Genomic DNA, 18,806 nt, shown 5'->3' on the forward strand with positions numbered 1-18,806 from the left:
TGAATACGCCGCCTGCGCGAACAACGCGGTGTGTTCGCGCCGCTCCACACGGCTCGCCTCCTCGCTGCCGCGCGTGAAAGTGCGCGGGGCTTCGCACGCGCTATTCACCGCGCATCCGGACAGCACCTCAAAGGTAGAAGTCCATTCTGCCTCTTGCCTTACAATGCGCGGTAGATGTCAGGCGCTCGCCGTCACCACCCTTCCATTCGCCGGAGTTGTTTCGCCCTTCAACGCGCCTCGCAAGTACACCGCCGCCAGCGACCATGACACGTGCATGCCATCGAACGGCGTGTAACGTGCCTTCGAGCGCTGATCTTCGTTGCGCAAGGTCGTCGATCGTTCGGGGTCGAGGAGTAGCAAGTCCGCGTCGTATCCCGGAGCGAGCAAACCCTTCGTCGCGCCGAGACCGAAGCGTTGCGCCGGATTGTGCGCGCAGAGCTTCGCGATATCGCGCAAGGTGATTTCGCCTCTTTCGACCAGATGCAGCAGCGTGGCAAGAAAGGTCTGCACGCCAGGCATGCCGCTGGGAACGTCGCGAAAATCATCGTAGTGCGCAGCTTTCTCTGCATGAGCATGCGGTGCGTGATCGGTGACGAGCATGTCGATCAACCCTTCCCGCACGGCGGCCAGCAAGGCCACCCGGTCGCCTTCGGGGCGAAACGGCGGCAACGCCTTGAAGAAATTGCGCCGCTCGTCGTAAACGTCTTCTGTCAGCAGCAATGCCTGCGGTGTAGTTTCGATACTCACGTCGGCAAGATCTCGCAGGCGTCGCCACGTATCGACGCCGAGCTTCGAATTGCCCTGGCGCAGATGCACGCGTGCGCCCGTCGCGGCGGCAGCGAGCACGGCATTCGCAATACCCGCCGCTTCAAAAACGGGCGGACGGCTTGCGAGCAAAGCATTCAGTCCAGCCCTTCCGGTATCTGTTTGCGGCGCACTCTGCAACGAGTGATCGCCCGGCGATATGCAAGCGAGCGTGTTCAGCGGTCTCAACGCCTTGAGCGAATTCATGAGCGCCTCCTGCGTATCGTGCCGATATGCCTCGGGCACGCCCGCCATGAACAGTTCGAACGATACGGGATCGAGCGCGCGCACATCATCGATTGACGGATGATCGCGGAGCTTCGCCACCTGAAAACCTACGTCGACATGGATGCGTCCGCCTGCCAGCGTCATCTTCTCGCGCAGGTCCGATGCATGGGTTGTGATCGGCAGGTCGGTCGGCATGTCGAGTAGCGTAGTCACGCCGCCGAGCGCGGCAGCGCGCGTGCCCGAATCGAAGTCTTCCTTGTGCGTGTAGCCGGGATCGCACAGATGAACGTGGGTATCGACGAGCCCGGGCAGGATTACGAGGCCGCGCACATCGCGGGTCGCGCGGGTTTCGGCGGGCGTTCCCGGTGCGAGGAGTGCGGCAATCTTTTGATCGATGATGGCAAGATCCGCGCAACGCTCGCCGTTGGCGTCGACGAGCTTCGCGCCGCGCAGAATGAGATCGAACATGGTCAGTCGAGCCTGATGAGTTGATCGCGTGCGATATCGCCGGGCGATGCCGCGCCCATCCACGCACAAATGGCCTGCACTTCGCCGACAAGGCCGCTCAGCAGGTCGTGTACCGCCGCTTCGCCGCCCGCCGCGAGCGCATGCACGACGGGGCGCACGACAATCGACAGATGCGCACCCAGCACACGCGCCGCGACGATATCGGCGGCCTGGCGAATGCCGCCGTCGACGAGCAGCGCCATGCCGTCCTCGAGTGCTGCACCGATGCTCGCAAGTTGCCCCGCGACCGGCGCCCAGCGATACGACTGCCGCACGCCGATGTTCGACACCATCACGCCATCGCAACCGGCGGCCTGCGCGGCGCGTGCATCGTCGGGATGCAGGACGCCCTTGAGCACGAGGCGCATGCCGAGCGCATGGACCACGGTCAGCAGTTCGCTCATCGCGTCCATGCCCCACGATGGAAACGCAGGCAGCCGCGCCACGCCCTCGCTCGCGCCGATGGTCGCCCAGCCGCGTTGCGCGACTTGCGCGGCGACATCGACGCCGCCCGGATGCAGGCCCGGCACCGGATGCACGGGCGCCAGCACCGTCAGCACGATGCCTTGGCAACCCGCCCGCGACGCTTCTCGCGCGAGGCGCACGGCACGTTCCAGCGGTCCGGCTGCGCGCAGTTGCAACCAGCAATCGGCGCGCGTCGCGGTGATGTCGCCAAGCGGCGTCACCGCTTCCTCGGACACGACGACCGGCAAACCTAGCGACGCGCATACGCGAGCGATTGCCGTCACGCCCTCCTCGCCGAACAGACGATCCGCCGCAAATGCGCCGACGCCGATCGGCGCGGCATAGTCGCAGCCGAACAGGCGGCACGTGACATCGACATGATCGTGGCCCTGCAAGACGCGCGGCACCAGCCGGTAACGCGACCACGCGAGTTCATTGGGATCGGCGTCGTCGGGGCGCATGTCGTGCGGACGGCCGGCGAGATAGCCGTATAACTCCGCGCCAAGTGCGGCGCGCGAGGCATCGCGGAAGTCTTTCATCGGGCGGCCTCGAGCATGGCAGGCTTTAAAAGCGGCGCATCGCCGTCGTCTTCCGGATGACGCAGGAACGCCGCGAATTCCGGTGTTTTCGGCGCACGCAGGATATCCGGGGTGCCCTGTTCGATGATCCGTCCATCGTGCAGGAAGACGATGCGATCCGCGACGCTCGCCGCGAAATCGATATCGTGCGTCGACAACAACATGGTGATGCCGGTGCGCGCGAGCCGCCGGATAGTTTCATCGACTTCGCCGACGAGTTCGGGATCGAGGGCGGACGTGGGTTCATCGAAGAGAATGACGCGCGGATCGCTCGCCAGCGCCCGTGCGATGCCCACGCGCTGCTGCTGTCCGCCCGACAGTTCGTGCGGCATGTGATCGGCGAAGTCCTTGAGGCCCACTTTCAACAACGCAATGCGCGCGCGGCGCGCAGCCTCTACGCGCGGCACATGCTGCACGCGCACCGGAATGGATGCGGCGTTGTCGAGCGCGCTCAAATGATCGAACAACGCGAAGTTCTGAAAGACCATACCGATGCGCGCATCCGCACGCGCTTTCGCGAGACGGCGACGGGGCATCGGCGCGCCGCTCCCGGTCGATGTCAGCGAACGGCCTTCGATGCGAATGCTGCCCGAATCGAGCGGATTGAGGGCGAGGATGGTCTTGAGCAAGGTGCTCTTGCCCGATCCCGACTTGCCGAGCAGCGCCACGACTTCTCCCGGCGCAACCGACAGCGACACGTCCTTCAAAACCTGCTTGCTGCCGTAACTTACGCGTACTTTGTCGATCTCGAGCTGCGGCACATGCGCATCGCTCGCCGATTCGACCGGTGCCATGCGTCCGACCGGACCAGGATCGTCGATACGAAGCTCCGGCTGCGCGCCGCGACGCGCGCGGCGGCCGGTGCCGACATTGCGCTCGCACCAGTTCTGAATGGCCGCGATCAGCGCCGACAGCGCGATATACATCACGCCCGATGCGAGCAGCACCGGCAGGAACTCGAAGTTCTGCGACACGATGGTCTGGCTGCGCAAGGTCAGTTCGCTCACGCCGACGACCGAGGCGAGCGACGTCGATTTCAAAAGACCGACCGCTTCGTTTCCGAGCGCCGGAATGATCGCGCGCAAACCTTGCGGCACGACGACATGCCCGAGTTCCGTCAACGCGGAAAAGCCGAACGCCTGCGCCGCGATCCGCTGGTCGCGATTCACCGAGCGAATGCCGCCTCGAATGATTTCCGCGCAAAACGCCGTCTCATTGATGGTCAGCGCCAGCAGCGCGCTAACGAACGGCGCGAGCGTAATGCCCGCCTGCGGCAGCACGTTGAACAGCAGGATCAGTTGCAGCAGTTGCGGCGTACCGCGTATCACGTAGATATAGGCGCGCACCGGATAGCGCAGCCAGAGCCATCGCGAATCGGCGGCGAGCGCGAGCACGAAGCCGATCAGCAGGCCGCCCGCAAGCGCGCCGAACAAGAGGCCGAGCGCGGTGATGCAGCCTTGCAGCAGGTATGGGAAAGTCAGGTAATGCAGAAAGTTTTGCATGTCGGGCACGCTGGGCTACTTCGGATACTCAAACCGATGCGGATGCCTTCCAGATCGAAGGCATCCGCGACTTCGCTTACTCCGCGTCGGCAGCCGGACGCTGAGACGCCGCATCTTGTCCCCACTTGTCGAGAAGCGACTTTTCGATGCCCTTGTCCTGAATCACTTTCATGGAAGCGAGCACCGCGCCGCGCAGCGTCGTGTTCTCCTTGGCGATAGGGAAGCCGTTGAGAATCGGCAGATCGACGGTGAAGCCGCTCTCCAGACCCGGCACCGATGCCGCCAGCGCCTTTGCATCCGAGTGCGCCGTGAGATAGATGTCGGCGCGGCCGCTCATGACCGCCTGCACGCTCGCGTCGGTCGCCTGCAGAAGCAGCAGATTCACTTCCGGCTTGCTCGCCGCCTTGCACTTTTCGGTGGCCTGGGGCACGAGCGTCACCGCTTCATACGTGCCTGCCGCCGCGGCGACTGTTGCGCCGCATAGCGTATCGAGCGAGGTCAGCTTCTTCGGATTTCCCTTCCTGATGACCGAGCCGTCGATCACCGCGAACGACGATACGAACGCCACCTGCTTGCGGCGAACATCGGTGACGTAGAGATTCGGGCCCATGTCGAAGCGCTTGCCGGTGATGCCGGTCAGCAGCACGTTGAACGCGACGTTCTGAAACTCGTGCGTATAGCCGAGGCATGCGCCCATGTATGCGATCAGATCGGGATCGAGCCCTTCGATCTTCGACGGATCGTCTTTCGCGGGCGCTTCGAAACCGGCCGTGTACCCACCGAGGCCGATCTTGAGATGCTGCCCCACGAGCGTCGGATACTGCTTGCGCAGCGCGACGCATTCGGCGCTCTTGCCGAACGCATCGTAGCTCGGCAAAGCGGCTGCGTGTGCGGAAGCCGAAGACAGCGCAAACAGTGCGGACGCCAGCGTGGCGACCGTCAGGAAGGCGGAACGAAACATAGTTACTCCAGAGGGATTGAGTCGATGAGATGACGCGTCGGCCACAACGTATCGCCGTGGACGATCGCCATGACGCGTGGCTTGAATGACGCCGCATTGAACGGGTCGCGCGCGGCATCAATGCCGGAAACGCTGCCTTCGCGCGGCGGATCGGTTGAAACGAGCGCGGCCGCCCAGTCGGTCGGGTCCTGACCGAACAGCATCGCCGGACGGCTGGATGCACGGCCGAGCACGGCGTGCGCGGGAACATCGAGCGAATCGGCCAGCGTCAGCAGCGCAGGCAGGAAGTGATGTTGCGATTGCAGTCCCGGACCGGTGGTCGAGCCGCGCGCGACGTGATCGGTTGCAATCAGATCGATTTCGTTGAAGCGGGCGAGCAGTGCATCGCGTGTGGTGTCATCGGACAAGGGCGGACGCACGATCAGCGATGCGCGCCGCGATGCCTCCACCGGCAGCAGATACTGCGGCGAACTCGCGACCCAGCGCGACACGTCGAGCGCGGGACCGGCGTGCATCGCATCGACATCGGCGGCGCTGGCCGCGTGGCGAAACACGACCGCGCACTGGCGCTGGGCCGCCTGCGCCAGCACCGCGCGCGGATCGGCGGTGAAGACGACCGGCAACCAGTCCGCATCCCACACGGCATCGAGATTGCGCTGGAAATGCGGCTCGCGTCCGTACAGCTTGCAGGCGCGCACCAGCGTGCCGTCCTCCGTCGGCGCATGTGGCGCGAATTCCGCGAACCAGGCCGCAAAGCCGGAAGTATCGTGATCCGGCATGACGGAGAGAAGCAGGCGGACACGCGGCATGACGCTGTCTCTTGCCATGCGCAGCAACGCAGCCGCATCTTCGCGATCGGCCATGCGCTGCCAGCCGATGCTCGCATTGAGCCGCGCCACGCCGCCCGCCAGCGCGATCTCACGATCGTTCTCGTCGAGACGGGCATCGCGCAGGGTGAGCAGCGTATCGGCGTCGTACAGGGCCGGATGCACCTGCCAGCGCGATGCATCCAGCGCCCGCACAGTCGCCGGCAGCGTGCGCGGCACGCGAAACACGCGCCGTGCGCCGAGAAGACCGGCGCTGTCGTACAGATTTTCGATTACGAGCTGCATGCTGTTTCTGAAGCCTTCAAAGTCCGATTAGACCAAGCCAAATTTCCGCTTACCCGTGATCAAAAATCAGAACTTGTGGCGCATGCCGACTACGGCCAGCACCTGCTTGCTGTTCGACGACGCCGTGTTGTAGTCGCCCACGTTCGCCGTCGCGGCGACCACGGACGCGCCGTCGGCGGACAGCGTCGAGCCATTGGCCTTGGTATAGCCGGCGATGGCGTACAGATCGGTGCGCTTCGACAGGAAGTAATCCACACCCGCCGAAACCTGGTTGTAGTTAGCGGACTGCGCGCCGCTCGTCTTCGTGTAACCGTAGTTGACGGCAGCCATCAGCGCAGGCGTGAACTGATAAGCGACGTAACCGCTCACGACGTTGAACTTTTCGGTGTCGTTGAAGACGGCGCTCGGCGTGTAGGTCTTGTATTGCGAGTTCGAATAGCGCGCGCCGACCGTGAACTTGTTGAACGCGTACGAGATGGCCGCGTGCGCCGTCTGGAACGAGCCGGGCGTGACGCCATAACCGGCGGTGACGAGGCTGCCGTTGTTGATGAAGCCGCCCGACGACGCATTCGCCAGCGTGTCGTTCTTCGTGTACAGGTAACCACCCGCGATATTCAGCCCGCCATTGCTCCATGCGAGCGCCGCGCCCATCGAATTGCCGCTGGAGATGCTGCCCGCGGTGCCGCCCAAGCCGTACATCGCTTCGAAGGTGAAGCCTGCGAGCGTCGGGCTCGTGTACTTGACCGAGTTGTTGACGCGGATGCTGTTGTCGTTGTTGTCGGCGTCGCCGGGCGTGGTGAAGAAAGCGCCGAACACGCCGTCTCCGGTGATGCCCTGCACGAGATCGACGGTCGGATCGTACTGACGGCCGAGCGTGACCGAACCGAAGCGCGCATCGGCCAGGCCGACATACGCCTTGCGGCCGAACATGCGCCCGCCCTGCCCGAGCTAGCCTGTCGAGAGATCGTAGCCATTCTCGAGATTGAACACCGCCTTCAGGCCGCTGCCGAGGTCTTCCACGCCGCGCAGGCCGAAGCGGCTGCCCGACATGGTGCCGCTCGCCGCCGCCCATTGCGCGCCGCCACCGACGTTGTTGCCATAGGTGATGCCTTCATCGGCGACGCCGTACAAGGTGACTGCGCTCTGCGCGAACGTCTGCGACGACGCGGCGGCCAGCAGTGAAGCGAACAACGGCAGTGCGAGACGTTTCATGTTTTCGTTTCCTTATGAATATGCTTTCGATGTGCATGTGGGCTTGAGTCGAAGCCATCATAGGAAGGCGAAAAAGCGGCAACAAACGAGATTTTCGCGAGGTTTCGATGAGGTCAGGTCATGCATCGAGGCATGACCTGACCTCATGCGCGCCGGTTAATTTATTCGTTTGATCTGCGTATCGGCAGGTTCTATCGTGCGGGGTTTTCATCGACGAACGGAGCTTTCCATGGACATTCTGATGGCGGTCGGCACGCCGCACGCGTCGCGCTGGATGCAGGCGGTGCAATGCGTTTTACCCGAAGCGCACGTGCGCGCGTGGAGGCAAGGCGATGACGAGCCCGCCGATTACGCACTCGTCTGGAAATGCGACGCCGCTGCGTTGAAGCCACGGGCCGGGTTGAAGGCGGTCTTCAATCTTGGCGCGGGCGTGGACGCGCTTCTTGCCATGCTGCCCGGCGTACTCGTGGAAGCGCCGATCTATCGCCTGGAAGATGCGGGCATGGCGCAACAAATGGCGGATTACGCGCGTTATGGCGTGCTGCATCACATGCGGCGTTTCGAGGCATACCGGCAGCAGGCGGCGCGCGGGGAATGGAAGGCGCTGGATGCGATGCATCGGCGCGACATGCCGATCGGCGTAATGGGACTTGGAAGTCTGGGCGAGCATGTAGCGCGCACACTGGCAGCGGACGGATTCATCGTGCGGGGTTATAGCCGCTCGACGAAGACCATCGACGGTATCCAAACGTTTGGCTCGCCAGACGGACTCGACGCGTTTCTCGAGGGCCTGCACGTGCTCGTCAACCTGCTTCCCGCCACGGCCGATACGCACGGCCTCATCAACGCACGAACACTGGCGCGTCTCGCGGATAACGCCTGCGTCATCAATCTCGCACGGGGCATGCATGTGCACGAAGCCGATCTGCTCGATGCCCTCGACAGCGGCAAGCTCGCCTTCGCCATGCTCGATGTCTTCACGCACGAACCGCTCGATGCAGCGCATCCGTTCTGGCGGCATCCGCGCGTGATGGTCACGCCGCATATTTCCGCCGTCACCCTGATCGACGATTCCGCGCGTCAGGTCGCCGACAAGATCGCCGCGATCGAAGCGGGACGCGCCGTAACCGGGCGTGTCGATCCGTCACGCGGTTACTGACGCGGTCACTGACGCGCTTACCGTTGCGCTGCAAGCCACTCGAAGACCCGTCCGTTGAAAGCCTGCGGAGCTTCGAAATAAGCCGAATGCCCGGCCGCTTCGATTTCCAGGTAGTCGGCGCGCGCCATCGATTGCTGTGCCGCCCTGATTTCCTGCGGCGGAAACAGCACGTCTTCGTTGCCTGCCACGAACAGCACCGGAACGCCGCACGCATCGAGCGCGGCAAGCGATGTCATCGGCTGATCACCGCGCAGGGTGTGCACATTGGTGTCGTTGAAGCTCGCGAGTGCTGTGTAGAGATAAGACAACGCAGGCTGCGATCGCGTGAATGTCGGACCGAGGACACGTTCGAGCTGCGAGAGATGGGCGGTGCGCGCAGCAATCGATTGCATTCGCGCCGCGAGGTCATCAGGAAGCGTCAATCCGACAAGCGTATCCGCCAGCACGAGCGCGCGCACGCGGTCGGGCGAACGCGCAGTGAACGGCACGGCCGCGCCGCCGCCCATCGACTGGGCAATCAACGCGACGCGTGAAAGGTGCAGATGATCCAGCAGCGCTTCCAGATCGTCGGCGAAGGCTGCGCGTCCGAGCCCTTCGGCGTCCGTCGAATTGCCGAAGCCGCGTGCATCGAACGTAATGATCCGCGCCTTGTCGCGCCACGCCACGACCTGATGAAACCAGCTCGCATGATTGCCGCCCACGCCGTGCAGCAGCACGAGCGGCGTGCCTTCGCCATGCGTTTCGTAGTAGAGGCGGCTCGCGCCATGATCGAGATATGGCATCGACTGATCCTTCGGCAGCAGTAAAAACTCATTATCGCGAGCCAAAAACGCGCCGGGCAAACGACTTTTGTGATGCGTGTCGATGAGATCAGTTCATGGCGACGCATGACGACACCTCATCCGTCCGCGCAGAAAATCTCGTTTGTTTCCGCGTTTTGGCGCCCCTAAGATGCGTTCATCCCTTGGAGAGAAACAGCATGAATCAAAAGCACGACAAGCACGCGCTGCGTGTCGGTATCGCCGGTCTGGGCACGGTGGGAAAGACCGTTGCGAAAGCGATCGATGCGGGCATCGACGGCCTCGAACTCGCCGCCGTCAGCGTGCGCGATGCGTCGGCCGCCGCCGCCTGGCTCGCGGACTTGAACTGCACGCCGCGCATCGTCTCGTTCGACGAGATGCCGCTCTACGCCGATGTCGTCATCGAATGCGCGCCTTCGCAGTTGTTGCCGAAGATCGCCGAACCCATGCTGCGCGCGGGCAAGACGGTCGTGCCGTTGAGCGTCGGCGCACTGCTCGATCATATGGACCTGGTCGAGATCGCGCGTGAACATGGCGGCCAGATCAGCGTGCCGACCGGCGCGCTGCTCGGCCTCGATGCCGTGACCGCCGCCGCCAAAGGCACGATTCGCTCGGCGCGCATGGTCACCCGCAAACCGGTGACGGGCCTGCTCGGCGCGCCGTTCCTCGAAGAAAACAACATTCGCATCGACGATATCAAAACACCGATGCGCATCTTCGCCGGCACGCCGCGCGATGCGGCCAAGGGCTTTCCAGCGAACCTGAACGTGTCCGTGGCGCTGTCGCTCGCGGGCATCGGCCCGGACGACACCGAACTCGAAATCTGGGCCGATCCGGCGTTGACGCGCAACACGCACACGATCGAAATCGACTCGGACTCGGCGCGCTTCACGATGACGATCGAAAACATCCCGAGCGCAAATCCGAAGACGGGACTCATTACCGCATTGAGCGTCGTCGCGCTGCTGGAAAAAATGCGCGCGCCGCTGCGCGTGGGCACCTGATGCACGCAATCCAAAGGACATAGCCATGACTTCACGCTTCTTCAAACCGCGCCGCCTCGCGCATGCCAACATCTTCGTCGGCGACTATCAGCGCGCCAGCGACTACTATCGCGACGTCTTCGGCTTCGAAGAGGTCTATAACCAGCCGGACAACAAGGCGAGTTTCATCAGCAACGGCAACACATACCACGACTTTGCACTGGTCGATATCAACAGCCGGTATGCGAAGCCGGGACAGCAGCCGGGACTCAACCACGTCGCGTTCGAAGTGGAAAGCGAAGCGGCGCTCGTGGAAGGCTATCGCGCGGCGGTGGCGGCGGGCGTCGTGTATCGTTCGACGGAAGATCACGACGTCGCGCATTCGCTCTATCAAAAGGATCCGGACGGCAACGAAGTCGAGATTTACGCGGACGTGGTGCAAGATTGGCGCTCTGCACGCAAAGGCTCGTTCAGCAAGAAGAAGCCAAAGTGGGTGCCGGGCGAAACCAATGTTCCGATTGCTCAACCGCTCTTTCCTGTCGATCCCGAGATTCGGGTCGTCGATGCTGCGCTCGTTCACGCCCGCCGCGTGTCGCACGTTGCGCTGATCGCGCAGGACTTCGAGGCCATGTTCGATTTCTATACGGACATCGTCGGGCTTAGTGTGGTCGCCGGTGGCCGCGATCGCGCGTTCGCGCTGCTTGCGGGCACGCACAGCATGGGAGATCTCGCGTTGTACCGCAGCGATGTGGAATCGCATATGCGGATGCATCACATCGGCGTGGAAGTCAGTTCGGAAGCTGATCTGGATGCCGCGCTGGAGGGCATCGAGCGTTCCGGCGGAAAGCTGATCGCCGCGCACGATCACGCCGCGCGCCGCGTGGTCTTGGTGCACGATCCTGATGGCTTGCCGATACAGCTGTATGTGAACCGCGACTGGACCGTCGATACGATTCGCAGCATCGACGCGAAGCTCGCGCCGTTCCTTATCTAGCCTTGGAAGACTAGAGATCGGCTTCGCTCAGCGAAGCGGTCTCTTTGAGCGTTTGCTGTTCATCGCGCTGCGCAAACAGCCAATCGCGAAAGGCGCGCACGGTCGCCGAGTCGGCCTGATGTTCGCGGCACAGAATGTGATACGCGCCCGCGCTTTCATGCTCCAGTTCCAGCGGCACGACGAGACGCCCGGCCTGAATGTCCGGTGCCGCCAGCATGCGCGGCACGAGCGCCACGCCGCGCCCGGCGAGCGCCGCATCCAGCACCATGAAGAAGTGTCCGTAAGCGTGATTGTGCGCGGCGATATCGTATTCGACGCCGCTTGCACGGAACCAGTCGGGCCACGCATGCACGCGCGTCGCCATATGCAGCAACGGAAGTTGCAGAAGCTCGCGCGCCTCATGCACTTGCGCGACGCCTTTCATCAGTTCGGGACTGCACACCGGCACCAGGACGTCCGGCAACAGCCGATACGCGCGCACATTGCTCCAGTCCTCCGCCATCTGCAGGCTGATGCGAGGACGCATGGCGGGATCGACATCGGCACCGGGATCGCTGTCGGGAATCACGCCCACGCGAATGGCGACATCGATATCCTCGCGCCAGAAGTTCACCGGACGGATCGACGTGATAAGCCGCACTTCGATATCCGGATGCTCGATTGCGAAGTGCGGCAGGCGCGGGATGAGCCAGCGCATCGCGAAGGTCGGCAGCACATTCACGTTGAGGATGCGATGCCGGTCGCGATTGACGAGTCGCAGCGTCGCTTGTTCGATGCGATCGAACGCATCGCGCACCACGGGCAGATATTCACGCCCGTGCTCCGTCAGTTCGATGGTTCGGGTGAGCCGCCTGAACAGAGGCACGCCGAACGACTCCTCGAGCAGTTTGATCTGACGGCTGATCGCACCTTGCGTGACGAACAGTTCTTCCGCTGCGCGGCTGAAGTTGAGATGCCGCGCCGCCGCTTCGAAGGCGCGCAGAGCGTTCATGCTGGGCAGTCGGCGAGACATCGGTTCCTCGTTTTACATTGCATAGTCATACGAGGTCATTATTCCGCGCCAAAAATCATTTCAAAAACCGATAGCGGAACAGAATGACTGCTACTGGCCGGCACCTGTCCGACGCCCTACGCTTGCAGATCGGCCTTTGCCGACGTTCGCGCTTGCGCCTGCGCCTGCGCCGCTCACGCTGGCCATATTCAAAGTAGCGTGTTACGCAGGCGTCGGCGTCGTGTACTTCCTCATCTCGGCGATCTGGCTGTCGGCGGGAAATTGGGCGCAATCGAGCCAGCGCGTCGTGAGCGAACGTTGCACGGGACACGATCCAACAAGGATGCCGGCTGTGCCTGATCACGCTACAGTTGAGAGAATCCGCATACTTGGACGGAGGCATTGTCTGCGGAGAAGACGGCGCGATTCATCCACGCGGCGTGAACGTCGGAGTGCCCATGACGCTGGGCCGCAATGCCTATCTCACGCGCAAAGCGGTATGTTGCCCCACGCGCCGGCGTAAATTTTTTAGTGACGCTGATTTCCACAACCTCGACGTGTCCGCGCCCTCGCGCGCATTCTTCGCCGACAGGTTCAATGTCAGACCTTGCCCGACTTTCAGACGACGCGCCGGACCCCTTCTACGAGCGCGCGTTCTGCTCCGTGACTTCGTCGACCGCGCGATGGCCACCTTCGAAGCGAGTGCCGGGTATAGCGGCCGCGCGTTTCCTGTCGTCGGCTGTGAGAGCTTGTCGTATCTCGACAGGACACTCCGTCGAGATACGACTTCTTCGTCTTACGCGCCAAATGCCTTCGTGAGTGCGGGCACGCTCAACACCGCCGTGTAATAGCCCATGAACTGCACGCCAGTATTGAAGCCGAAGTTGCGGGACAGCAATCCGCCGAGCAAGCCCACGCTCAGAATCACGAGCAGACCGAGCAACTGCCCTTCCCACACGCTGATCACGACGATCAGGCCGACGAACGTCGCGATGATCGCCTCGTGACTCAGCTTCCTCGCGACGAACGATGCCGCGCGATGCGCGTAGTTCATCGAAAGCGGATACGCGACGAGCGCCGCGAGCACGACCGCAAGCAGGCCGAAGCCGAGGAACTGCCACGTCGTCATCAACGTATGCAGATTGTTGATATGGCCGGTCGCCGTATCGACGAAAAAGCGCGGCGGCGCGTTGAATAGCGGCGCAGCCGGTCCCGCCGCGACGGGACTCAGCGGCAGACCGAACGCGATCAGCGGAATCAGCGCTTCGGCGATGTACGTGGCTTCGGTCACGCCGTTGCGCGCGGAGATCACCGTCGTCAGGCGATGATACGCATGCTTCACACGCGAGCCGACGAGTTCGCCGAGCACGACCGTCATCGCGACCGGGCTGAACACGAACGTCGCGCTGGATATCGCCGCCGTGGCCGCGACCCAGCCGCGCTGCTGTCCGTCGAGCACTTTCATCGGATTGGGGAAGTAGCCGCTCCAGCCCTTCACGTCGGGCGCAAGCGAGAACGTTCGCACGCGTTCGCGGCGCATGCGGGCGCGATCAGCCGGCGAGAGTATCGAAAACAGATCGGCGATGAGCGGCCCGATCGCGATGCCGAGGAAGTAGCTCACCGATAGCTTCACGCCATATTTGCCCGTGAGCGCCTGAAGGCCGACGATCACCAGCACGAACGGCACGAGGAGAAACACCGAGGCCCATCGACCCGACGAAAAGAACGCGATTGCCACCGATGCCGCGAGAAACACCCACGGCGCGGCCTTCGTGATGACCGGACCGAACGGCGCGAGCAGCACGGCGAACAGCACTGCGAGCGGCACGGCGACGAACGCCGCGACGATCGCGCCCGAGATCATCTTGCGCAGGGCGATATGCGGCACGCCGAGATTGCGCAGCATCGTCGCCTGTTGCAGCAGGGGCGTGGCGAGCGTGTCGCCGGGAATGCCGAGCAAGGCAGTCGGAATCGCGTGCGTCATGTGCTTCGACACCGCGCCCGCCATGAAGAACGAAAACACGCCGACGGGCGGCACGCCGAGCAGCACGACGAGCAAGGTGAGCGGCGCGAGCGTCGTGGTTTCATCGGTGCCCGAAATGAGGCCGATGCCGGAAAACACGATCGCGCCGATGAGTCCCATGCCGAGCGCGACGAGCAGCTGAGTGACGAACGGTTCCATCAGCGCGCTCCTTCGCGTTTTTCATCGCGTTGTTCATATTCGGCGAAAAGCTCGTAGAGACCGAGTTCCTTCATCTCCGCGACGACCGAAGGCGGCAGATCCGCGACGCGCCCGATTCCGCCCGCTTCGTTCGCGAGCTGCTTCAGCACTTCCTCGCGTCCCGCCGCGCCGTGCGCTTCCTCGACCACTTCGCGCTTCGGCTTGAAGAGCTTCGCGCAGACCGCGCCCGCGATCAGGCATCCGGCGAGGCCGACGAGCATCGCGTAAGCGCGGGCCATCGCGGCATCGGGCACATAAGCGGCGAGCACGCGATTCGCGACGGCGAACGCGCCGTAGCTGATTCCGATGCCGAGCACGACCGACCACGCGAGATGCCGCGTATCGACGGTATCGCCCCAGATTTCGACGAGCCGATACTCCGTCGTTTCGGCGCTTTGCGAAAGCGCCCGGCCGCGCTCGTGCGCGGCGAGTTGCTGTTCCATGTCTCCTCCTTGAATGGAGTTATCAAATGCACTGCTTTTCTTGTCGCTGACGCTTGGCTTCGAGCGCACGCGCCACGCGCGACGACGTTTCGCGCTTCAATGCCGTCGAAATGAACGCGCCCGCTTGCGCAAGACCGTTCAGATCGATGCCCGTTTCGATGCCCATGCCCTCGCACAAATAGACGATGTCCTCCGTTGCGGCGTTGCCCGTCGCGCCCGGCGAATAAGGACATCCGCCGATGCCCGATACGGAGCCGTCGAACACGGCGACGCCACGTTGCAGCGCCGCGTGGACGTTCGCGGCGGCCATGCCCCACGTATCGTGGAAGTGACCGGCGAGCGCATCGACGGGAATGTGCTCGATGCACGCATCGAGCATCGCCTGGGTCTTTCGTGGCGTGCCCGCGCCGATGGTATCGCCCAGACTGATCTCGTAGCAGCCCATGTCGAAGAGCGTCTTGGCGACGCGCGCCACGGCTTGCGGCGCGATCTCGCCTTCGAACGGGCACCCGAGCACGCAGGATACATAGCCGCGAATGCGCACGTTCGCCTCGCGCGCCGCCACGATCACCGGTTCGAAGCGCGCGATGCTCTCGTCGATCGAACAGTTGATGTTCTTCTGCGAGAACGATTCGGATGCCGCCGCGAAGACCGCGATTTCATCGACATGCGATGCGAGCGCGGCGTCGAGCCCCTTCATGTTCGGCACGAGCGCGGCGAGCGTCGTGCGCGTGGCGCGTGCCTTGTCGCGCACGCGTTCGAGCACTTGCGCGCCATCGGCCATTTGCGGCACCCATTTCGGCGATACGAACGAAGCGGCTTCGACATAGCGCACGCCCGCATCGATCAGGCGTTCGATGAGCTCGGCCTTCACATCCGCCGATACGTGCGACGGTTCGTTCTGCAAGCCATCGCGCGGACCGACTTCGACGATGCGAACGCGCTTTGGCAGCTCATTCATCGCGCGGCCCTTGCAGAAGACTCATGCCGTAATCGACGCTCACGTTGCGCGCCGCGACCATCTTCTTCACGACCCAGTCGATATCCGCGCCGCTCGCCCCCGCTGCCAGCGCGATGTTGCGCGCGTGCAGCGCCATGTGTCCGCGCTGGATGCCCTCCGTCGAGAGCGCACGCAACGCGCCCATGTTCTGCGCGAGACCGACCGCGACCGCGATCTCGCCGAGTTCCTGCGCCGAGCTGACATTCATGATCTTCAATGCGAGACGAGCGAGCGGATGCGTCTTCGTCGCGCCGCCGACGAGTCCGACGGGCATCGGCATCTCGATCGTGCCGACGAGGTCGCCGTTGTTCGCCACTTCCCACGTCGTCAGCGACGTATAGCGCCCGCCGCGGCTCGCGTAGGCGTGCGCGCCCGCTTCGACCGCGCGCCAGTCGTTACCCGTCGCGACGATCACCGGATCGATGCCGTTCATGATGCCCTTGTTGTGCGTGGCGGCGCGGTACGGATCGATCGCCGCGAACAGATACGCATCGACGACGCCGGCGATCACGTCCTCGCCCGCGTATTCCTTCGTTTGCAGCGTGGCCGCACTGTAGCGCACTTGCGCGCGTGCAAGGCGCAAGTCCGCGAGGTTGGACAGGATGCGCAGACGCACCTTGCCGCCCGTGATTTCTTCCATGCGGCCCGCGACTGTTTCGGCCATCGTGTTGACGGTGTTCGCGCCCATCGCGTCGCGCACGTCGACGATCAGATGCGCGACGATCATCGCGCCGCGCGGCGTGTCCGGAAACACGTGCACCTCGATGTCGCGACAGCCGCCGCCCAGGCCGATCAGCACCTTGTCGCGCGCGTTCGCCATCTCGATCAGTTCGTCGCGATGCTTGAGAATCGCGAGCCGCGCGCCATACGGGTCGGACACGCCGACGATCTGCACCTGCGCGCGCATCAACGGCCCGGTGCTCGACGTGCGAAAACCGCCCGCCTCACGCGAGAGCTTCGCCATGAACGACGCCGCAGCGACGATCGACGGCTCTTCGACCGCCATCGGCACCAGAACGTCGCGGCCGTTGATCTGGAAGTAACCGGCCACCGCCATCGGCAGTTCGAACGTGCCGACGACGTTTTCGATCATGCCGTTCGCGGTATCGAGCGGCAGCGCGCCGGGTTTCGCGAGCAGCGCGTGCTCGGCGTCATCGAGATCCGCCGCCTTCGCGATGTGTGAAAGGCGTTGCGCGGGTGACATCGCGCGAAAATTCGGCAACTTCGAATCGATCATGTGTCTTCCTCTTCTGTCCGGATGTGTGTCGTGAGTATTTCCTTTCGATGCTTGCAGCAACGCACCGGGTGAGCGAATAATAGGCTGACTGTACCCATTGCAAAGGTACAATTCCGACAAACAGTGATTTTGCTGTACCCATGACAGCAGGATCATTTCCGACCAGGTCGATACGATGCGTCATGAGAAGCCGAGCCTGTCTGCAACACTCGCGGACAATCTCGCCAGACAGATCACCGAAGGTGTCCTGCGCGCGGGCGACAAACTCCCGTCGATCAGGGAATACGCTGAGGCGAACGGTTGCGCAAAGAACACCGTTATCAGCGCGTTCGACATGCTGACGGCGAACGGACTCATCGAACCGCGACGCGGCGCGGGCTTTTTCGTCGCGAGCGTGGCGAGGCCGCAGCAACACGACGAAGATGCGCCGACGCTCGATCGCGCGATGGATTCGGTCTGGCTCATGCGCGAACAGTTACAGAGCAAGCCGGACTTTCTCAATCTCGGTGAAGGATTTCCGCCCGTTGCCTGGCTCGAGGAGACGCGGCTCGATCACTTCCACCAGCGCGTGGTGCGAACCGGTGTCGCGTCGCTGTTTCGTTACGGCAGCCGCTTCGGTTATTTGCCCTTGCGTCAGCATCTGCAGCAGAAGCTCGCGGGCTATGAGATCGAAGCCGCGCCGCAACAGATCGTCCTCACGCACGGCGCGAATCAGGCGATGGACATGGTCGTGCGTTACTTCGTGCGGCCGGGTGACACGGTGCTCGTCGACGATCCCGGCTATTACGCGCTGTTCGGCAAGCTGAAACTGTCGGGCGCGAATATCGTCGGCGTGCCGCGCGCGGTGGACGGGCCGGACATCGCGGCGCTGGAGGAGCGGTTACGAGCCCATCGGCCGCGGCTCTTCTTCACGCAATCGGTCGGACACAATCCGACGGCGACGGACATCAGCGCGGCGAAGGCGCATCGCGTCCTGCAACTGGCGGAAGCGCACGATCTGATCGTCGTCGAGAACGACGCCCTCGCCGATCTCAAGCCGCGATCGGCGACGCGCATCAGCGCACTGGATGAACTGCGGCGCACGATTTATATCGGCAGTTTTTCGAAGTCGGTGTCGGCGGCGCTGCGCACGGGCTTTCTCGCCTGCCATGCCGATCTTGCCAGCGATCTCGCCGATGTGAAGATGCTCACGCACGTGAGCAGCAGCGAATACTGCGAGCGCACGCTCGATGCGATCGTCAGCGACGGACACTTTCTGCGTCACACGAACCGCTTGCAGGACCGCCTCAAACGCGCGACTGCGACGGGCGTCGAAGCGTTGACGCGTCTGAACGCGACCATCTTCAAGGTCAGCGATCAGAGTCTTTATCTATGGGCGCGCTTGCCGGCTTGCGACGACTCGATAGCGTTCGCGAAAGAGATGCTCGACAAGCATGTCATCCTCGCGCCGGGGACGATCTTCTCAGCGCAGCCGAATATCGTTTCCCCGTGGTTTCGTTTCAATGTCGCGTATCTCGGCGATCCGCGATTCGAGAAAGCGCTGCCGCGCTAGGCCTTGCTGTTCCGTGTGTCATGCCGGCCATGCAGCGCGCTGCGGGAGAAGGCGTTG

General features: G+C 63.4%; 15 protein-coding genes and 1 pseudogene. 4 read left to right on the forward strand and 12 right to left on the reverse strand.

Features of this window, described 5'->3' with window-relative positions:
- Nucleotides 1–177 precede the first annotated feature (177 nt).
- From AWB77_RS05395 to AWB77_RS05420, 6 genes and pseudogenes are all read right to left on the reverse strand, one after another.
- Nucleotides 178–1,500 (reverse strand): dihydroorotase, encoded by a 1,323-nt coding sequence (locus tag AWB77_RS05395; RefSeq protein ID WP_061133359.1) that lies wholly within the window; start codon nt 1,498–1,500, stop codon nt 178–180.
- A gap of 2 nt (nt 1,501–1,502) precedes the next feature.
- Entirely contained in the window at nt 1,503–2,543 is a 1,041-nt protein-coding gene (locus AWB77_RS05400) for an alpha-hydroxy acid oxidase (protein ID WP_061133360.1), read from the reverse strand.
- Nucleotides 2,540–4,084 carry an amino acid ABC transporter permease/ATP-binding protein gene (locus AWB77_RS05405; RefSeq protein ID WP_061133361.1) on the reverse strand — a complete coding sequence of 515 codons (1,545 nt, stop codon included), beginning with the start codon at nt 4,082–4,084 and terminating at the stop codon, nt 2,540–2,542. The genes AWB77_RS05400 and AWB77_RS05405 overlap by 4 nt, the downstream gene beginning before the upstream one ends.
- Before the next feature lie 76 nt (nt 4,085–4,160).
- Nucleotides 4,161–5,045 carry a transporter substrate-binding domain-containing protein gene (locus tag AWB77_RS05410; RefSeq protein ID WP_061133362.1) on the reverse strand — a complete coding sequence of 295 codons (885 nt, stop codon included), beginning with the start codon at nt 5,043–5,045 and terminating at the stop codon, nt 4,161–4,163.
- Between the two features lie 2 nt (nt 5,046–5,047).
- Nucleotides 5,048–6,157 (reverse strand): amidohydrolase family protein, encoded by a 1,110-nt coding sequence (locus tag AWB77_RS05415; protein WP_061133363.1) that lies wholly within the window; start codon nt 6,155–6,157, stop codon nt 5,048–5,050.
- Between the two features lie 66 nt (nt 6,158–6,223).
- Nucleotides 6,224–7,369: pseudogene (locus AWB77_RS05420) on the reverse strand (porin).
- Nucleotides 7,370–7,598: 229 nt separating this feature from the next.
- Between AWB77_RS05420 and AWB77_RS05425 the strand changes: the two are divergent.
- Entirely contained in the window at nt 7,599–8,528 is a 930-nt protein-coding gene (locus AWB77_RS05425) for a 2-hydroxyacid dehydrogenase (protein WP_061133364.1), read from the forward strand.
- Nucleotides 8,529–8,545: 17 nt separating this feature from the next.
- Here AWB77_RS05425 and AWB77_RS05430 read toward each other — a convergent pair whose 3' ends face one another.
- The gene (locus AWB77_RS05430; protein ID WP_157694751.1) at nt 8,546–9,310 is read right to left on the reverse strand and encodes an alpha/beta fold hydrolase; all 765 of its coding nucleotides are present in this window, start codon (nt 9,308–9,310) and stop codon (nt 8,546–8,548) included.
- Between the two features lie 197 nt (nt 9,311–9,507).
- Here AWB77_RS05430 and AWB77_RS05435 point away from each other — a divergent pair, with 197 nt between their 5' ends.
- Together AWB77_RS05435 and AWB77_RS05440 are read left to right on the forward strand one after the other, a co-directional pair.
- A complete protein-coding gene (locus AWB77_RS05435; protein ID WP_061133366.1) occupies nt 9,508–10,332 on the forward strand; it encodes an aspartate dehydrogenase in 825 nt (274 codons plus the stop codon).
- A 25-nt stretch (nt 10,333–10,357) separates the two neighbouring features.
- On the forward strand, nt 10,358–11,305 hold the full coding sequence (locus AWB77_RS05440) for a VOC family protein (RefSeq protein ID WP_061133367.1): 948 nt from the start codon (nt 10,358–10,360) through the stop codon (nt 11,303–11,305).
- Nucleotides 11,306–11,315: 10 nt separating this feature from the next.
- Here AWB77_RS05440 and AWB77_RS05445 read toward each other — a convergent pair whose 3' ends face one another.
- The 5 genes from AWB77_RS05445 to AWB77_RS05465 form a co-directional block, all read right to left on the reverse strand.
- Complete coding sequence (locus tag AWB77_RS05445; protein ID WP_167354128.1) at nt 11,316–12,296, reverse strand: LysR substrate-binding domain-containing protein; 981 nt, start codon at nt 12,294–12,296, stop codon at nt 11,316–11,318.
- A 796-nt stretch (nt 12,297–13,092) separates the two neighbouring features.
- Nucleotides 13,093–14,478: a tripartite tricarboxylate transporter permease gene (locus AWB77_RS05450; protein ID WP_061133369.1), complete on the reverse strand. Its 1,386-nt coding sequence runs from the start codon at nt 14,476–14,478 to the stop codon at nt 13,093–13,095.
- On the reverse strand, nt 14,478–14,960 hold the full coding sequence (locus AWB77_RS05455) for a hypothetical protein (RefSeq protein WP_061133370.1): 483 nt from the start codon (nt 14,958–14,960) through the stop codon (nt 14,478–14,480). The genes AWB77_RS05450 and AWB77_RS05455 overlap by 1 nt, the downstream gene beginning before the upstream one ends.
- A 22-nt stretch (nt 14,961–14,982) precedes the next feature.
- A complete protein-coding gene (locus tag AWB77_RS05460) occupies nt 14,983–15,921 on the reverse strand; it encodes a hydroxymethylglutaryl-CoA lyase (protein ID WP_061133371.1) in 939 nt (312 codons plus the stop codon).
- Entirely contained in the window at nt 15,914–17,197 is a 1,284-nt protein-coding gene (locus AWB77_RS05465) for a hydroxymethylglutaryl-CoA reductase, degradative (RefSeq protein ID WP_061133372.1), read from the reverse strand. Before AWB77_RS05465 ends, AWB77_RS05460 begins: the two co-directional genes overlap by 8 nt.
- Nucleotides 17,198–17,372: 175 nt before the next feature.
- On the opposite strand from AWB77_RS05465, the gene AWB77_RS05470 reads away from it, so the two are divergent.
- Nucleotides 17,373–18,749, forward strand: a complete 1,377-nt coding sequence (locus AWB77_RS05470; protein WP_061133373.1) for an aminotransferase-like domain-containing protein — start codon at nt 17,373–17,375, stop codon at nt 18,747–18,749.
- Nucleotides 18,750–18,806 lie beyond the last annotated feature (57 nt).

It is taken from the genome of Caballeronia fortuita, assembly GCF_001544835.2.
Taxonomy (GTDB): Bacteria; Pseudomonadota; Gammaproteobacteria; order Burkholderiales; family Burkholderiaceae; genus Caballeronia; species Caballeronia fortuita.